The organism is Onishia taeanensis, from assembly GCF_900100755.1.
In the GTDB taxonomy this organism is placed as follows: domain Bacteria; phylum Pseudomonadota; class Gammaproteobacteria; order Pseudomonadales; family Halomonadaceae; genus Onishia; species Onishia taeanensis.
Map to the genome: position 1 here is coordinate 1 of NZ_FNCI01000020.1, position 15,322 is coordinate 15,322.

Consider the following 15,322-nt stretch of genomic DNA (forward strand, 5'->3'; position numbering starts at 1 on the left):
CCACGCCTGAACGCATGGTTCGGCGCATGGCAACCGTCGAGCCCACCTTCGCTACCTTGAAGCGCCTGCTCAACAAGGGGCGGCTGACCTGCTGGGGGCTCGCTTCCGCCGCCAGTGAATATAGCCTGGGTGTGCTCTGTTATAACCTGATGCGGGTGATCAATATCCTTGGGGTGAAGGGGGCGTTGGCCAGGCTCTGTTGAGTCCGGCCTCGCCCTCTGTCGCCATTTCCAAAACTGGCACTGAAATGAAGACTGCCCCGGCAAAGCCGAGGCAGTCTTCTGGAGCGCCGCCCCGAGGCTGGTGACGGGTTATCACACAGCCTCCAGAAGGGAGGCGTCAGAGACGAGCAAGGCGCGGATCACTGCTCGCGCAGAATCTTCAGCATGCGCTTGAGCGGCTCGGCGGCACCCCACAACAGCTGGTCGCCGACAGAGAAGGCAGAGAGATACTCGCCACCCATGGCCAGTTTGCGCAGACGGCCCACCGGCACGTTCAGAGTGCCGGTAGCGGCAGCCGGCGTCAGGCCATCGATGGTCGCATCCTTCTCATTGGCGATGACCCGCACCCACTCATTGTGCTTGGCCAGGCGGTCCTCGATCTCGTCGAGCGGCACATCCTGCTTGAGCTTGATGGTGAAGGCCTGGCTGTGAGAGCGCATGGCACCGATGCGCACGCAAAGACCATCGATGGGAATCGGGTTGTTATCCAGGCCAAGGATCTTGTTGGTCTCGACACCGCCCTTCCACTCTTCCTTGCTCTGGCCGTTTTCCATCGGCTTGTCGATCCAGGGCAGCAGGCTACCGGCCAGCGGCGCACCGAAGTTTTCGGTCGGGAAGCTTCCGCTGCGCATGGCCGCGGTGACCTTGCGATCGATGTCGAGGATGGCACTTGCCGGATCGGCAAGCTCGCTGGCCACGCTGTCACGCAGACCGCCCATCTGATTGAGCAGCTCACGCATGTGCTTGGCACCGGAGCCGGAAGCGGCCTGATAGGTCATCGAGGTCATCCACTCGATCATGTTAGCCTCGAACAGACCACCGAGGCCCATCAGCATCAGGCTGACCGTACAGTTGCCGCCGGTGAAGGTCTTGGTGCCGCGGGCCAACTGAGCGTCGATGACGTCACGGTTGACCGGATCCAGCACGATGGTGGCGTCGTCGGCCATGCGCAGGGTGCTGGCGGCATCAACCCAGTAGCCCTTCCAGCCGGTCTGGCGTAGATCCTTGTAGACCTTCTCGGTGTAGTCGCCGCCTTGGCAGGTAACGATCACATCCAGCGCCTTGAGTGCGTCCAGATCGAAGGCGTCCTTGAGTGGAGGCACATCCACGCCGATATCGGGACCGGGCTGACCGACCTGGGAAGTGGTGAAGAAAACCGGCTCGATGCCGACGAACTCATTGTCTTCCTGCATGCGCTGCATGAGCACGGAGCCCACCATGCCACGCCAACCCACGAAACCGACTGTCAACATGTGAAGTCCTCCAAAAAGAATTAGCCGTCAAGTATACACGACGCACTACCGCCGCACAGGCGGAGATATTTCCACTTAATCTTCAAATACTTAACAAACACACCCACTCACACTCAGCGAGCCTCGAAGGCCGCCAGCACGGCATCGCCCATCTCGCCGGTAGACACCTGGCGCGTACCGGCATAGGCAATATCGGCGGTGCGCAAGCCATCGTCCAGCACCTTGCCGACAGCCGCCTCGATGCGCTCGGCCAGTGCGGCCTCGTTCAGCGAGTAGCGCAGCATCATCGCCACCGAGAGGATGGTCGCCAGCGGGTTGGCAACGCCCTGACCGGCGATATCCGGCGCGCTGCCGTGGCAGGGTTCGTACATGCCCTGACCGTCGGCGTTGAGCGAGGCCGAGGGCAGCATGCCGATCGAGCCGGTGAGCATGGCGGCGGCATCCGACAGGATGTCGCCAAACATGTTGCCGGTGACGATGACGTCGAACTGTTTGGGCGCCCGCACCAGTTGCATGGCGGCGTTATCGACGTACATGTGGGAGAGCTCGACGTCCGGGTATTCCGGCGCCAGACGCTCCATGACCTCGCGCCACAGCATGGTGGCCTCGAGCACGTTGGCCTTGTCCACCGAGCACAGCTTGCCGCCGCGCTTGCTGGCCATCTCGAAGGCCACTCTGCCGATACGCTCGATTTCGCTTTCCGAGTAGACGTAGGTATTGAAGCCTACCCGCTGGCCGTCGCGCTCCTCGATGCCGCGCGGCTGACCGAAATAGATGCCGCCGGTGAGCTCGCGCACGATCATGATATCCAGGCCGGAGACCACCTCGGGCTTGAGGCTCGAGGCCTCGGCGAGCTGCGGATAGAGCAGCGCCGGGCGCAGATTGCCAAACAGCGACAGCTCCTTGCGCAGCCCCAGCAGGCCTTTCTCGGGACGCTTGCTGATATCTTCGAGCTTGTCCCATTTCGGCCCACCCACGGCGCCCAGCAGAATCGCATCCGCGCTGCGCGCCTGGTCGAGCGTCGCCGCTGGCAGCGGTTCACCATGGGCATCATAGCCCGCGCCGCCCACCAGCCCTTCTTCGACGTCGACGTCCAGGCCACTGGCTTGGCAGGCCTTGAGGATCTTGACGGCCTCGGCGGTGATTTCCGGGCCGATGCCGTCACCCGGCAGAACGAGAATCTTGCGGCTCATGTACTTTAGCTCTCTTGGACAAACGGGCCCGCATGGCGGACCCGGTCATTCGATGATTGTGCCGCCAGGTGGGGAGCGCCCACCCGGCGAAAAAAGATGGCGCTTCCCTGCGCGTTCGCCCCCAAAGGGCATCCCTTTTCTTCAGTGTCCAGCGTTGAGGCTGGAAGGTTGGCCCCACGATGGCAGACATCGGCAGGGCCGGTTCGCTATCAGGCCTTGGCCGGCTCGCGGAACAGCCAGGGCCGTGCGGCCCGATGCTTGGCTTCGAAGTCGCGAATCGCATCTTCGTCTTGCAGGGTGATACCGATGTCGTCGAGGCCGTTGAGCAGACAATGCTTGCGGAAAGCATCGACGTCGAACTCGAAGATTTCGCCGGCCGGCGTTGTCACACGCTGGTTCTCGAGATCCACATCCAGACGGTAACCTTCGTTGGCCTCGACTTCCTGGAACAGCCGCTCGATGATCTCTTCTTCGAGGGTGACCAGCAGGATGCCGTTCTTGAAGGCATTGTTGTAGAAGATGTCGGCGAAGCTAGGCGCGATCACCACGCGAAAGCCGAAGTCCTCGAGTGCCCAGGGCGCGTGTTCGCGCGAGCTGCCACAGCCAAAATTGCGGCGGGCCAGCAGCACGCTGGCGCCCGCATAGCGCGGCTGGTTGAGCACGAAATCAGGGTTGAGCGGACGCTGTGAGACATCCTGGCCCGGATAACCTTCATCCAAATAGCGCAGGGCATCGAACAGGTTGACGCCAAAGCCGGTGCGCTTGATCGACTTCAAAAACTGCTTGGGAATGATCAGGTCGGTATCGACGTTGGCCCGATCGAGCGGCGCCACCAGGCCCTGCTGACGTTCAAACTTATGCATGGCTCAGGCCTCCTGGGACTGTTGGTCTTGATGGGTGCCAAACTGGCGAACATCGACGAAATGACCGGCAATCGCCGCGGCGGCCGCCATCGCCGGACTGACCAGATGGGTGCGCCCGCCGAAACCCTGGCGACCCTCGAAGTTGCGATTCGAGGTCGAGGCACAGTGCTCGCCGGCACCGAGCTTGTCAGCGTTCATGGCCAGGCACATTGAGCACCCCGGCTCGCGCCATTCGAAGCCCGCCTCAGTGAAGATCTTGTCGAGGCCCTCGGCTTCGGCCTGACGCTTCACCAGCCCAGACCCCGGCACCACCATGGCGAGCATGATGGAATCGGCGACCTTGCGCCCCTTGGCGACCTCGGCGGCCGCACGCAGATCCTCGATACGCGAGTTGGTGCAGGAGCCAATGAATACCTTGTCGAGGCGAATATCGGTGATCTTTTGCTTGGCCGCGAGCCCCATGTATTCCAGTGCCCGGCTGTAGCTGCCCTTGACGGTATCATCGACGGACTCGGCAGGATCGGGGACCTCGCCGGAGATGCCCGTCACCATCTCGGGGCTGGTGCCCCAGCTCACCTGAGGCTCGATGTCCTCGGCACGAATCTCGACCACCTTATCGAAGTGGGCATCGGCGTCGGAGACCAGCTCGCGCCAGTCGGCGACGGCGGCGTCCCACTGCTCGCCACGGGGGGCGAAGGGGCGCTCACGCAGGTAGTCGATGGTGGTGTCGTCAACGCCGATCAGGCCGACCCGGGCGCCCGCCTCGATGGCCATGTTGCAGACCGTCATGCGGCCTTCCATGGACAGCTCACGCATCGCACTGCCGGCAAACTCGATGGCATAGCCGGTGCCGCCGGCGGTGCCGATCTCGCCGATGATCGCCAGCACCACGTCCTTGGCGGTTACGCCGGTGCCAAGAGAGCCTTCGACCCGCACCTGCATGTTTTTCATCTTCTGGGCCAGCAGGCACTGGGTGGCCAGCACGTGCTCGACCTCGGAGGTACCGATGCCATGGGCAAGAGCCGCAAAGGCACCGTGGGTCGCGGTGTGCGAGTCGCCGCAGACCACCGTCATGCCCGGCAGGGTTGCGCCCTGCTCAGGGCCGACCACATGCACGATGCCCTGGCGGGCGTCGTTGATGCGAAATTCCTCGATGCCGAAGGCTTCACAGTTATCGTCCAGGGTCTCCACCTGGATCAGCGACACCGGATCCTTGATGCCGGCATTGCCCTCGGCGCGCTCGATCACCGTGGTCGGCACGTTGTGATCGGGGGTGGCGAGGTTGGCATCCAGGCGCCACGGTTTACGCTTGGCCAGACGCAGCCCCTCGAACGCCTGGGGCGAGGTCACCTCATGCAGCAACTGTCGATCGATGTAGATCAGCGCGGTGCCATCATCGCGCTCCTTTACCAGGTGCTGTGACCACAGCTTGTCATAAAGCGTCTGGCCTGCCATGTCTCTCCTCCACGGGGCTGTCTTCGCCCTCTGATTGATCTCGCCGCACCCGATGCGCTTGGCATCCAGGGTGTCGCTGCCATGCCCCGAGGTTAGGGGGCACTACACATAAAAGCAATTCATGTTATTTATGATATGAATTCCATACTGGAATACCAGTAGCCGATACGACATCATCTCCGCCACCGATACCATAAGGCTGTGTCTGAAAATTCGACGAGCGAAGGCCAGACAAGGCAAAAATTGGCGAAAGAGCGGAGTTTACGGGGTGTAAATGAGCATCTTGAGCCGATTTTTAACGCCGTATGGGCGAGCGCAGTACTTTTCAGACATTGCCTAGGCTATTAAGGAGCCACCATGGACACCCAAAGCCTACAGGCCTTCCTGGCCGTCACCGACTGCGGCTCCTTTTCGCTGGCCGGCGACCAGCTTCACCTGACGCAACCCGCGGTCAGCAAGCGCATCGCCACCCTCGAGGAGCAAGTCGGCTCGCGCCTTTTCGACCGTATCGGCCGCCGGGTCACCCTGACCGAGGCCGGCGCCCTGCTGCTACCCCGTGCTCGCCAGATCCTGCTGATGGTCGACGACAGTCGCCGCGCGCTGTCGAACCTTGCCGGCGATGTGGCCGGCAGCCTGACGCTCGCCACCAGCCACCATGTCGGCCTGCACCGGCTGCCGCCCCTGCTCCAGGCCTTCACCCACGACCACCCGGCCGCCAATCTGGATCTGCGCTTTCTCGATTCCGAGCAGGCCTACCAGGGCGTACTCGACGGCGCCCTGGAGATCGCCGTGGTCACCCTGGCCCCGGTACCCGACCCACAGCTGATGGTGGTCCCGGTATGGATCGACCGGCTGCGCTTCGTCTGCGGCAATGACCACCCTCTTGCCCAGCATGCTGTACGCGGCGAGCGACTCTCCATGTCGGCACTAGCCGCGCACCCTGCCGTATTGCCGGGCCCCTTGACCTTCACCCGCGGCATCGTGCTGGAGACCTTCTCCCGGGAGGAACTGAGCGTAGAAGTGGGGCTATCGACCAACTACCTGGAGACACTGAAAATGATGGCCTCGATCGGGCTGGGCTGGAGCGTACTGCCGGAAAGCATGATCGACGAGGACCTGCACATCTTGCCCATCGACCACCGCCCCATCGAGCGGCCACTGGGCTATCTGGTACATCGTAACCGCACCCTCTCCAACGCCAGCAAGGCGATGATCAAACTGCTCGAGACCGCACGCACGCCCGAGGCCCGCCAGTGGACGCCGCCAACCGCCAAGACCTAAAGGCTCATTTTGCCGGTGCCTGCTGGATCGGATTTCCCGGCTTGCCCGGGCTTGCCGACTTGCCTAGCATGCTAATTTTCGTTCGGACTCGTGCCCATGCCGCCTCACTTCTCGCCGCCAGCAGCGGACGAGCAACGACCGTCGCCTCCCACTCCCGCCAAGACTAGCGGGCGTCAGCGATTGGCAGGCCTGATCATTGCCCTCGGTCTAGGCTTGCAGATTGCGCGCCTGGCCGGCGCCAATGGCGTGGCGCCGCTGGTCGGCATCGCCTTCTGGCTGGCCATCACCCTGCTGTGGCGCGACCTGCCCACCCGCAACCGTCGCCAGGTCGGAGCGCTAGCGGCGATCGGCGCGGCGCTGCTGGTGATCAGCCGAATCCTCTACGGCGAAACCCTTGCCTGGGAGCAGGTACTGGACGGCAACATCTTCGTGGTCGCCATGCTAGTGGGGGTCAGCTTCATCGGCCTGATCAATCGCCGCCCACCCTCGCCAGGCACCCGGATACGCGGCGGGCGGGGCGTGATCACCACCTGGCTGAGCGTCCACCTGCTCGGCGCGATTCTGAACCTATCCTCCGTCTTTCTGATCGGCGATCAGCTCAAGCGCACCGACGGCCTGCGCCTGCCCCAGCTACTGACGCTCAACCGGGGGCTCTCGAGCGCGGCATTCTGGTCGCCCTTCTTTGCCGCCATGGGCGTGGCCATGGGCCTGGCGCCCCGGCTCGACTTCGCCGTGGTGCTCGCCGCCGGCGTGCCACTGGCCGCCCTTTCAGGCGTGCTAACGCGCCTCGAGCTGGCCCGGCGCTTCGATCTCGAGCATGTCGAAGGTATCTCGCTTTCCCCCCACGACCTGCTGATGCCGGTGGGCCTGGCGCTGCTGGTGCTGGGCTTCCACTATGGCCTGACGCCGACGCTATCCATCGTCAGCATCATCACCTTCTTGCTGCCCGCCACGGCGCTTGCCGCCAATCTGCCCCGCGGCACGGCCTTTACCGCGAAGCGAATGGTCCAGCATACCCGGGAGCGACTGCCGACAATGCGCGGTGAAATCTCACTCTTCCTGGCGGCGGGGCTCTTTACCCAGGGGCTCTCGACCTTCATCGATGCCGCGACTGGCGGTCAGTGGGTGCTGTTCGAGCACTTCGGAGCCGGGGAAGCCATGCTCAGCTATTTAGCCATCGTCGCCAGTGCCGTGATCGGGCTGCACCCGATCATCGGCATTTCGACCCTGGCCTCGCTGCTGGACCTGGATAGCGCCAACCAGACGCTGGTCGGCATGGTCGCCCTCAGCGCCTGGGCAGTGGGAACGGCCACCGGGCCACTGTCGGGCATCAACCTGTCGCTGCAGGGCCGCTATGGCATCAGCGGTGGGGTGATGATGCGACATAACCTGATCTATGCCCTGGTCATGTCGCTGGGGGTGTGCCTAGCCATCGGCCTACTGGCCGCCCTGGCTGGCGCGGGCGGTCAGTAGCGGGTTCGTCTGACATGATGGGTTCGCTGGCGAGACAGCCGCTAACGTTGCCCACGCCCCTGAAACCCAAGGCAAGCGGGTCTATTGGCTGGCGGCCTGAGGCCCCCGCGCGAAGTAGCGATGCCCGCACTGATGACAGGGCTCGAGGCGCGCCACCTCGCTGAGCGTGACCTCACTGCCGCAGTGCACGCAGCTCAAGAGGCCGGGGGCAGTCATCTCGCCCTCGCAGTAGTCGGCGCGGGCCGCTTCCAGGTCGTCCTCGAAGCGCAGCCGGTCAATCACGGTACGGTCGGCGATCGAAAACAGCGCGTCCGAGACCCGCCGTGACAGCACGTCGAGATCGATACCCAGCCAGCTGGCCACGCCTTCGCCGCCGGCCGCCAGATAGTGACGCATATCTTTCAGGTCGCGCTCGACCCAGGCGCGCAGCAAGGCCAGTTCGTCGCGGGTGTAGTCCTCGACCTCGGCCTCGAACTCCACTGCATCGTCGAGCTCCTGCTGCAGGTTCTCCCACGACAGCTCCTTGGCGCCATCCTGCAGCCGCCCCAAAAGACGCTCATAGCCTTCACGCAGGCGATGGTCTGAATGCTTATCCTGATCGCTCATCTGAGCCTCCTTTGACCCCTTCCTTGATCTGGCCATGCTCTGGCCAAGTGCGGAGCCCCTACCTGCTCAGGCCCCGCTGCGGTATGCTTGGTCCCCATTTAGACGCTATCTTCCCGTGCCATCAAGCCTTTTGCTTCTCAATCGCATGGGAAAGTCCGCCGCTTTTCGCCACCGACGCTACAAGGTAATCATTCAGACCGATGGACGCACAGTACAAGCCTCACGACATCGAACGCGACGCCCAGCAGTTCTGGACACAACACCAGTGCTTCAAGGCTGTAGAAGACGCCAATCGCGAAAAGTTCTACTGCCTATCGATGTTCCCCTACCCCAGCGGCAAGCTGCACATGGGGCACGTGCGTAACTACACCATCGGCGATGTGGTCTCTCGCTTCCAGCGCATGCAAGGCAAGAACGTGCTGCAGCCCATGGGCTGGGACGCCTTCGGCATGCCCGCCGAAAACGCTGCCATCAAGAATCAAGTGCCGCCGGCCGAGTGGACACACCAGAACATCGACTACATGCGCGACCAGCTCAAGGCGCTGGGCTTCGCCTATGACTGGGGCCGCGAATTCGCCACCTGCGATAGCGACTACTACCGCTGGGAACAGTGGTTTTTCACCAAGCTGGTGGAAAAAGGGCTGGTCTACAAGAAGATGTCGACGGTCAACTGGGACCCGGTCGACCAGACCGTACTCGCCAACGAGCAGGTCATCGACGGCTGCGGTTGGCGCTCCGGCGCGCCGGTCGAGCGCAAGGAAATCCCGCTGTGGTTCCTGAAGATCACCGACTATGCCGATGAGTTGCTCGCCGATCTCGACAATGTCGAGTGGCCCGAGCAGGTCAAGACCATGCAGCGCAACTGGATCGGCAAGTCCAAGGGCGTCGAGCTGGCCTTCGACGTGGCCGGCCCTGACAACGCCGAGCCGCTGCGCGTCTACACCACCCGTCCCGACACCCTGATGGGCGTGACCTATGTCGCCGTGGCCGCCGGGCATCCGCTGGCCAAGGCCGCCGCAGAGCACAATCCGGCGCTTGCGGCCTTCAACGAGGAATGCGCCCACGGCGGCACCTCCGAGGCCGAAATGGCCACCATGGAGAAGAAGGGCATGGACACCGGCTATCTGGCCGTCCATCCCCTCACCGGGCGCCAGGTGCCCATCTATGTGGCCAACTTCGTGCTGATGGAGTACGGCACCGGCGCGGTGATGGCGGTGCCCGCCCACGACCAGCGCGACTGGGAGTTCGCCACCAAGTACGACCTGCCCATCGAACCGGTGATCGCCGGCGAAGACGGCCAGGCGCCGGACGTCACCAGCGCCGCCCATGATGCGCACGGCGTGCTGATCAACTCCGGTGAGTTCGACGGCCTGGACTTCCAGGCAGCCTTCGATGCCATCGCCGCCAAGCTGGCCGAACAGGGCCACGGCGAGGTCAAGACCAACTACCGCCTGCGCGACTGGGGCGTGGCGCGCCAGCGCTACTGGGGCGCGCCGATCCCGGTCAAGTATGGCCCGGAAGGCCAGACCGTGCCGCTCACCGACGATGAGCTGCCGGTCGCCCTACCCACCGAGGTGACCGTCGATGCCTCCGGCTCGCCGCTCAAGAAGATGCCCGAGTTCAGCGATCTCGGCGACGGCTGGGTGCGCGAAACCGACACCTTCGACACCTTCATGGAGTCCAGCTGGTACTACGCCCGCTTCTGCTGCGCCGATAACCATGAGGCCATGCTCGACGAGCGTGCCAACTACTGGCTGCCGGTCGATCTCTACATCGGGGGTATCGAGCACGCCATCCTGCACCTGCTGTATGCGCGCTTCTTCCATAAGCTGATGCGCGACTTCGGCCTGGTCGAGTCCGACGAGCCCTTCAAGCGCCTGCTGACCCAGGGCATGGTCATTGCCGAGACCTACTACCGGCCCACCGCCAACGGCGGCAAGGACTGGTTCAACCCGGCCGACGTCGAGGTCAAGCGCGACGACAAGGGCCGCCCGGTGAGCGCCGTGCTGATCGCAGACGGCCAGCCGGTGGAAATGGGCGGCATCGAGAAGATGTCCAAGTCTAAGAACAACGGCGTCGACCCCCAAGCGATGATCGACCGCTTCGGCGCCGACACCGTGCGCCTGTTCATGATGTTCGCCGCGCCCCCCGAACAGTCGCTGGAATGGTCCGATAGCGGCGTCGAAGGCGCCCACCGCTTCCTGAAGCGTCTGTGGCGCCTGGTCGCCGAGCACGTCAATGCCGGCACGCCGGGCGAGGTCGATTTCAGCCAGCACAGCAATGAGCTGACCGACGAGCAGCGCGAGCTGCGCCGCAAGACCCACGAGACCATCAAGAAGGCCAGCGACGACATCGGCCGGCGCACCACCTTCAATACCGCCATCGCCGCGGTGATGGAACTGACCAACGCCATTGGCCGCTTCCAGAACGAGGGGGAAGCTGCCAGCCCGCTGGACCTGGCGATCGCCCGCGAGGCGGTCGAGGCCTGCGTGCTGCTGCTCGCCCCGATCACGCCGCACGCCTGTCACGGCCTGTGGGCCGAGCTGGGGCACGACGCGCCGGTGATCGACGCTGGCTGGCCGGTATTTGACGAGTCCGCCCTGGCCCGCGACACCCTCGAGCTGGTGGTGCAAGTCAACGGCAAACTGCGCGCCCGCCTCGAGGTGCCCGCCGACGCCGACAAGGCCGCCATCGAAGCCCAGGCCATGGCCGCCGAGAACGTCCAGCGTCACCTCGAAGGCAAGACGGTGCGCAAGGTCATCGTGGTACCGGGTAAGCTGGTCAATATCGTTGTTGGCTAACACATTGCTGGATAACGGATTGTTGGGAAAAGGTTGTCGGATCAGCCGGTCAAGCACACGAGGGAATCGAGCATGCAACGCCGCCACTTTCTGAAGCAGGGTCTCAAGGTCGCCATGGGCGCGGCCGCCGTGAGTGTGCTGGGGCTTGGCCTCAGCGGCTGTGGCTTTCAACTGCGGGGCTATGGCGAGTCCATTCCCGCCCTGAGTGCCTTGGCGCTGGCCGGCCCCAATGACGACCTCACTCCGGTGGTGCGCAGGGCCCTGACCAGTGCCGGCACGCAGATCGACGATCAGGCCGAGCTGCGGCTCAACCTGGGGCGCGCGACCATCAACGAGACTAACCGCGGCTTGGCCGGCGCCGGCAGTCGCGACATCGACCTGACCCTGACGGTGCCCTTCTCGGTGCAGCGCCAGGCCAACGATGCCTACCTGCTCGACCAGCAGACTCTCAACGTCAGCGAGCGCATCAGCATCAACGACAACGATCTGCTGGCCCAGGATGACGCCCGTCGTGCCGCCAGGGAGAGACTTCGCGAGGCCGCCGCCCGCCAGCTTCTCGAGCGGCTGCGGCCACTGGCCGAGCAATGATAGTCAAGGCCCTGCCTCGAAACCTCGACGAGCGAAGGCCAGACCAGGCAAAAGCTCGTGACAAATCGGCAGGACTGCCGATTTGGGCAGCTTCAGCTGCTCGAAGAGCGAGCGACATGGATGTCGCGAGTCCGTAAACGGAGTTTACAAAGGAGTAAATGAGTATTTTGAGCGAGCTTTTAACGCCGTATGGGCGAGCGCAGACAGGTTTTAGGTAGGGCCGTATGAAGGTATTTCCCGACAAGCTCCCCCCGGCGCTAGCCAAGGGCCTGCCGCCGGTCGTGATCGTCGCCGGCGACGAGCCACTGATCCATATGGAAGCCTGCGATGCCGTGCGCACCGCCGCCCGCCAGGCCGGTATCGAGGAACGTGAGGTGCTGCACGTCGAGAACGGCTTCCAGTGGGGGCGGCTTACCGAATCCGCCGCCAGTCTGTCGCTGTTCGCCTCGTCGAAACTCATCGAGCTTCGCCTGGGAGGCCAGGCCCCCGGCCAGGAAGGCGGCAAGGCACTGGAAGCCTACGCCGAGCAGATGAAGGGCAGCGACAACGTGCTCTTGATCATGGCCGACAAGCTCGACCGCCGGCAGCAGCAGAGCAAGTGGTTCAAGGCGCTGGACAAGGCCGGCCTCTTCGTGCCGGTATGGCCGGTGGATCATCAACGCCTCGGCTTCTGGATGCGCGATCGCGCCAGCCATCACGGCCTGAACATGGATATGGACGCCGCCCGCCTGCTCGGCGAGCGCACCGAGGGTAACCTGCTGGCCGCCGACCAGGAGCTGCAGAAGCTCGCGCTGCTGTTGCCGCGGGGCGCCAGGCTGGATGCGGCCGCGATCACCCAGGGGGTGGAAGACAGCGCACGCTACGATGTCTTCACCCTGAGCGATGCCTGCCTGCGGGGCGAGCGGGAACGCGCCTCGCGAATCCTCAAGAGCCTGCAGCGTGAGGGGCTCGAGGCGCCCATCGTGCTGTGGGCACTGACCCGTGAGCTGCGCACCCTGCTCTCGCTCTATCAGCACCTTGATCAGGGCCAGAGCTTCGAGCATGCCTGCAAGGCACAGAAGCCGCCGATCTTCGACAAGCGGCGACCCGCCTACCAGCAGGCCCTGAACCGGCTGCCGGTCAAGCGCCTGCACAAGCTGCTGCTGTTTTCCCAGCGCCTGGATCTCGCCATCAAGGGCGCCAGCGCCATCCCGCTGTGGGACGGCCTCCACGACATGGCGCTGACCCTGGCCGGCGGCCGCGGCCTGCTGGCGGAATCGCCGCAGTCCTACAAGGTCGGCTGATTCGGCTCATCCCTACTCTTCCACCGCGGCTGCTGAAAGCCTCGCCAAATGATGCGCTGCGGGCCACACCCCGCAGCGCCCTCACCTAGACACCCACCGCCCAGCTGGTTCGGCCCAACTCGATGACGCGGGCCACTTCCTCCTCGGGAACCGCGTTGATGTCGCCAAGCTCCAGCGGATCCAGGTGATAGACGTATAGCCGCGAGGCAAACTCGGCGATGGGCAGTGACGCCTCACCGTTCAGCTCATCGTTGCCCTGAATCGCGCAGACGATGCCCTGCCCCCAGTCCTGGCCGCTGTCGTTGTTGGGGTTATAGAAGTAGACGCGCATCTCGTCCTTGGGGTCCAACGCCACACGCAGGATCGTGATGGCGTGTCGCCCCACATAACGCCCACCGCTGTCGGTGACAGCGATACCCGCAGGCTGCGGATGTATGACCGGCATATGGCCGTTGTAATAAGGGTGGTAGCTGGCATAGAACTGACGAATGAACCCCGCGTAGTCATCGATCTTACCGGTATCGATGTTGACCACCACACGGAAACCGTGGCCCACCCACCAACCATAGAATTCCGGATTGATCCAGCGGTGCAGGTCATCGTCACGCTCACCGCAAAGTCGCCCCATTTCCATGTAGAGGCGATCCAGATGCGGTACCAGAATCAGCGACACGGCATCGACATCCAGCGGGGGCTCCTTGGCAAGACCGGCGTCCAACCCCTTGGACGATATCTGCTGGCCCTCGAACCGCGTGAGCACCTCATCATCCCGCGCGGCCCAGGCCACCAGCTGCAACAGGTAATCCGGATCGTTATCGGCCCACATGGACAAGCCAATCACCGACTGACAGGTGGGGTTATTGCCCTGCCCGACGCCCAGCGGCAGCCCCAGAATACTCAGCACACCGGCAAGCAGGTAGACCCTGGGGGGATGCGCGTCGCCAAAGACCCCTATCAAGGTTTCCGAGGTGGCGGCGGACAGCTTGAGCTCGATTTGCCGCCACAGTCCGGCGGCGACCGTTGGTGCGAAGAAGGTGCCACGTTCGAGCATCATGACCAGGCCATACACGGCCTGGCTGGATTCAGCAAAAATAGCCTCATCAATTAGCCGGTACACCAGCGCGCTGTAACATTGCAGGGCATCGATGCCCGTCATGCTCAGCCCCAGGGCCTCGGGAATCAAGTCGTCGAACTGGCCGCGCAGGTGGCGCAGAAAGACCGCGTGATATGCCGATACCAGCCCCGTCTCATGCATCGCCTGCGCGAAGGCATCCGCCTCGTCGGCCAGAGTGTCTCGGTTCATGGCCCCTAGGCGCTCGAGATACACCGTCACGCCCGGATCTTCACTGCAGCCCGGGGTCGGCCCAAAGAGTGCACTGACCAGGCAAGCAGCGCCCTCTGTACCAGCGGTTTCGATGTTCGGGTCAAACAGACACTTGGCAATCTGGCTGATCATTTCCTTGATGCTGTCGGTCTGAATCGGGCGTTGGGCCAACAGACGCCTGACCTCATTGACCAGGCTGGCAAGAATGCTCTCGTAGCCCAACCGGGCCAGCAGGTATTGATACAGCGACTGGACGATGGTTCCCAAGCCCTGTGGGCGCTCGCGGTCCGCCTCGCTCATCTGCCCGGCCAACAGGTCCAGGTTCAAGGCCATCACCTGAGTCAGAAAATTCCTGGCCTGTTCGGCGGAAATCCCCGGATGAAAGTAGTCACCCGAGGCCACCGCCAGCAGACGAAGCTCGCTGAGCGCCTCGATAACCGTGATCTCGGCGCTGCTTTGTCGCAGTGAACGCACCGCCAGCACCGGCTGCAGGATGGAAGGCTGTGCCCAGTCCCGCCCGGCGAAGACTCCCGCCTCTTCCACATCCGAGACGCGAGCATAGAGTGCATCCAGCCCCTCGCTCATCGTCATGACGACCCTGGCCGACTCCAGCACCTCGTCGGTTGGGGCTTTGGGGTCCGTCGCGCGGGCTTGGCTAAGCCGCTCAAGGGCCATCTCGAAATCGGCGACCGCCTGAGGCATATCGATAGCGAGGCTTTCTGTGTTCATGACACCGGCATTCCTTCCATTGCGACGCATTACGACGACGTTGCCAAGCCTTCATGGGTGGAGCATATAGGGAAAGCATGACGGCTGATACGCCTGCTGACCACGGGTCTCGGTGCCTGGTGCTTTCTCACTCGAGCGCCTCCTGTCCGCTTGCGCGACATCACGCAGCGCCACAAAGTAAGCGACCGCTCATGCGCTTGAATCACCATCATCAATAATTGGCATTTTGGATCGTCATCTATACCGATAACA

General features: G+C 63.5%; 12 protein-coding genes. 6 read left to right on the forward strand and 6 right to left on the reverse strand.

The genetic code is table 11. The features are described from left to right. A partial coding sequence (locus tag BLR71_RS16330; protein WP_175491714.1) for a transposase occupies positions 1-203 on the forward strand: 203 nt, incomplete at its 5' end. Between the two features lie 158 nt (positions 204-361). Here the strand turns inward: BLR71_RS16330 and asd are convergent. The 4 genes from asd to leuC all read right to left on the reverse strand — a co-directional run bounded on the left by asd (position 362) and on the right by leuC (position 4,985). Then, a complete protein-coding gene (gene asd / locus BLR71_RS16335; protein ID WP_092528750.1) occupies positions 362-1,474 on the reverse strand; it encodes an aspartate-semialdehyde dehydrogenase in 1,113 nt (370 codons plus the stop codon). 113 nt (positions 1,475-1,587) lie between these two features. Then, positions 1,588-2,667, reverse strand: a complete 1,080-nt coding sequence (gene leuB / locus BLR71_RS16340) for a 3-isopropylmalate dehydrogenase (protein WP_092528752.1) — start codon at positions 2,665-2,667, stop codon at positions 1,588-1,590. A gap of 209 nt (positions 2,668-2,876) precedes the next feature. After that, positions 2,877-3,530, reverse strand: a complete 654-nt coding sequence (leuD, locus tag BLR71_RS16345) for a 3-isopropylmalate dehydratase small subunit (protein WP_092528754.1) — start codon at positions 3,528-3,530, stop codon at positions 2,877-2,879. Between the two features lie 3 nt (positions 3,531-3,533). Next, complete coding sequence (leuC, locus tag BLR71_RS16350; RefSeq protein WP_092528756.1) at positions 3,534-4,985, reverse strand: 3-isopropylmalate dehydratase large subunit; 1,452 nt, start codon at positions 4,983-4,985, stop codon at positions 3,534-3,536. Between the two features lie 357 nt (positions 4,986-5,342). On the opposite strand from leuC, the gene BLR71_RS16355 reads away from it, so the two are divergent. Continuing rightward, the gene (locus BLR71_RS16355) at positions 5,343-6,266 is read left to right on the forward strand and encodes a LysR family transcriptional regulator (RefSeq protein ID WP_092528758.1); all 924 of its coding nucleotides are present in this window, start codon (positions 5,343-5,345) and stop codon (positions 6,264-6,266) included. A gap of 96 nt (positions 6,267-6,362) precedes the next feature. Next, on the forward strand, positions 6,363-7,739 hold the full coding sequence (locus BLR71_RS16360; RefSeq protein WP_245696568.1) for a hypothetical protein: 1,377 nt from the start codon (positions 6,363-6,365) through the stop codon (positions 7,737-7,739). A gap of 81 nt (positions 7,740-7,820) precedes the next feature. Here the strand turns inward: BLR71_RS16360 and BLR71_RS16365 are convergent, their stop codons facing one another. Continuing rightward, on the reverse strand, positions 7,821-8,345 hold the full coding sequence (locus BLR71_RS16365) for a zinc ribbon-containing protein (RefSeq protein ID WP_092528761.1): 525 nt from the start codon (positions 8,343-8,345) through the stop codon (positions 7,821-7,823). Between the two features lie 200 nt (positions 8,346-8,545). Between BLR71_RS16365 and leuS the strand changes: the two genes are divergently transcribed. The 3 genes from leuS to holA all read left to right on the forward strand — a co-directional run bounded on the left by leuS (position 8,546) and on the right by holA (position 13,017). Next, positions 8,546-11,146, forward strand: coding sequence for a leucine--tRNA ligase (gene leuS / locus BLR71_RS16370; RefSeq protein WP_092528763.1), 2,601 nt, complete (start codon positions 8,546-8,548; stop codon positions 11,144-11,146). A 72-nt stretch (positions 11,147-11,218) separates the two neighbouring features. Continuing rightward, a complete protein-coding gene (locus BLR71_RS16375) occupies positions 11,219-11,734 on the forward strand; it encodes an LPS-assembly lipoprotein LptE (RefSeq protein ID WP_092528765.1) in 516 nt (171 codons plus the stop codon). 224 nt (positions 11,735-11,958) lie between these two features. Continuing rightward, the gene (gene holA / locus BLR71_RS16380) at positions 11,959-13,017 is read left to right on the forward strand and encodes a DNA polymerase III subunit delta (protein WP_092528767.1); all 1,059 of its coding nucleotides are present in this window, start codon (positions 11,959-11,961) and stop codon (positions 13,015-13,017) included. Between the two features lie 85 nt (positions 13,018-13,102). On the opposite strand, the gene BLR71_RS16385 is transcribed toward holA, so the two are convergent. Further along, positions 13,103-15,070 carry a hypothetical protein gene (locus BLR71_RS16385; protein ID WP_092528769.1) on the reverse strand — a complete coding sequence of 656 codons (1,968 nt, stop codon included), beginning with the start codon at positions 15,068-15,070 and terminating at the stop codon, positions 13,103-13,105. Positions 15,071-15,322: the final 252 nt, after the last annotated feature.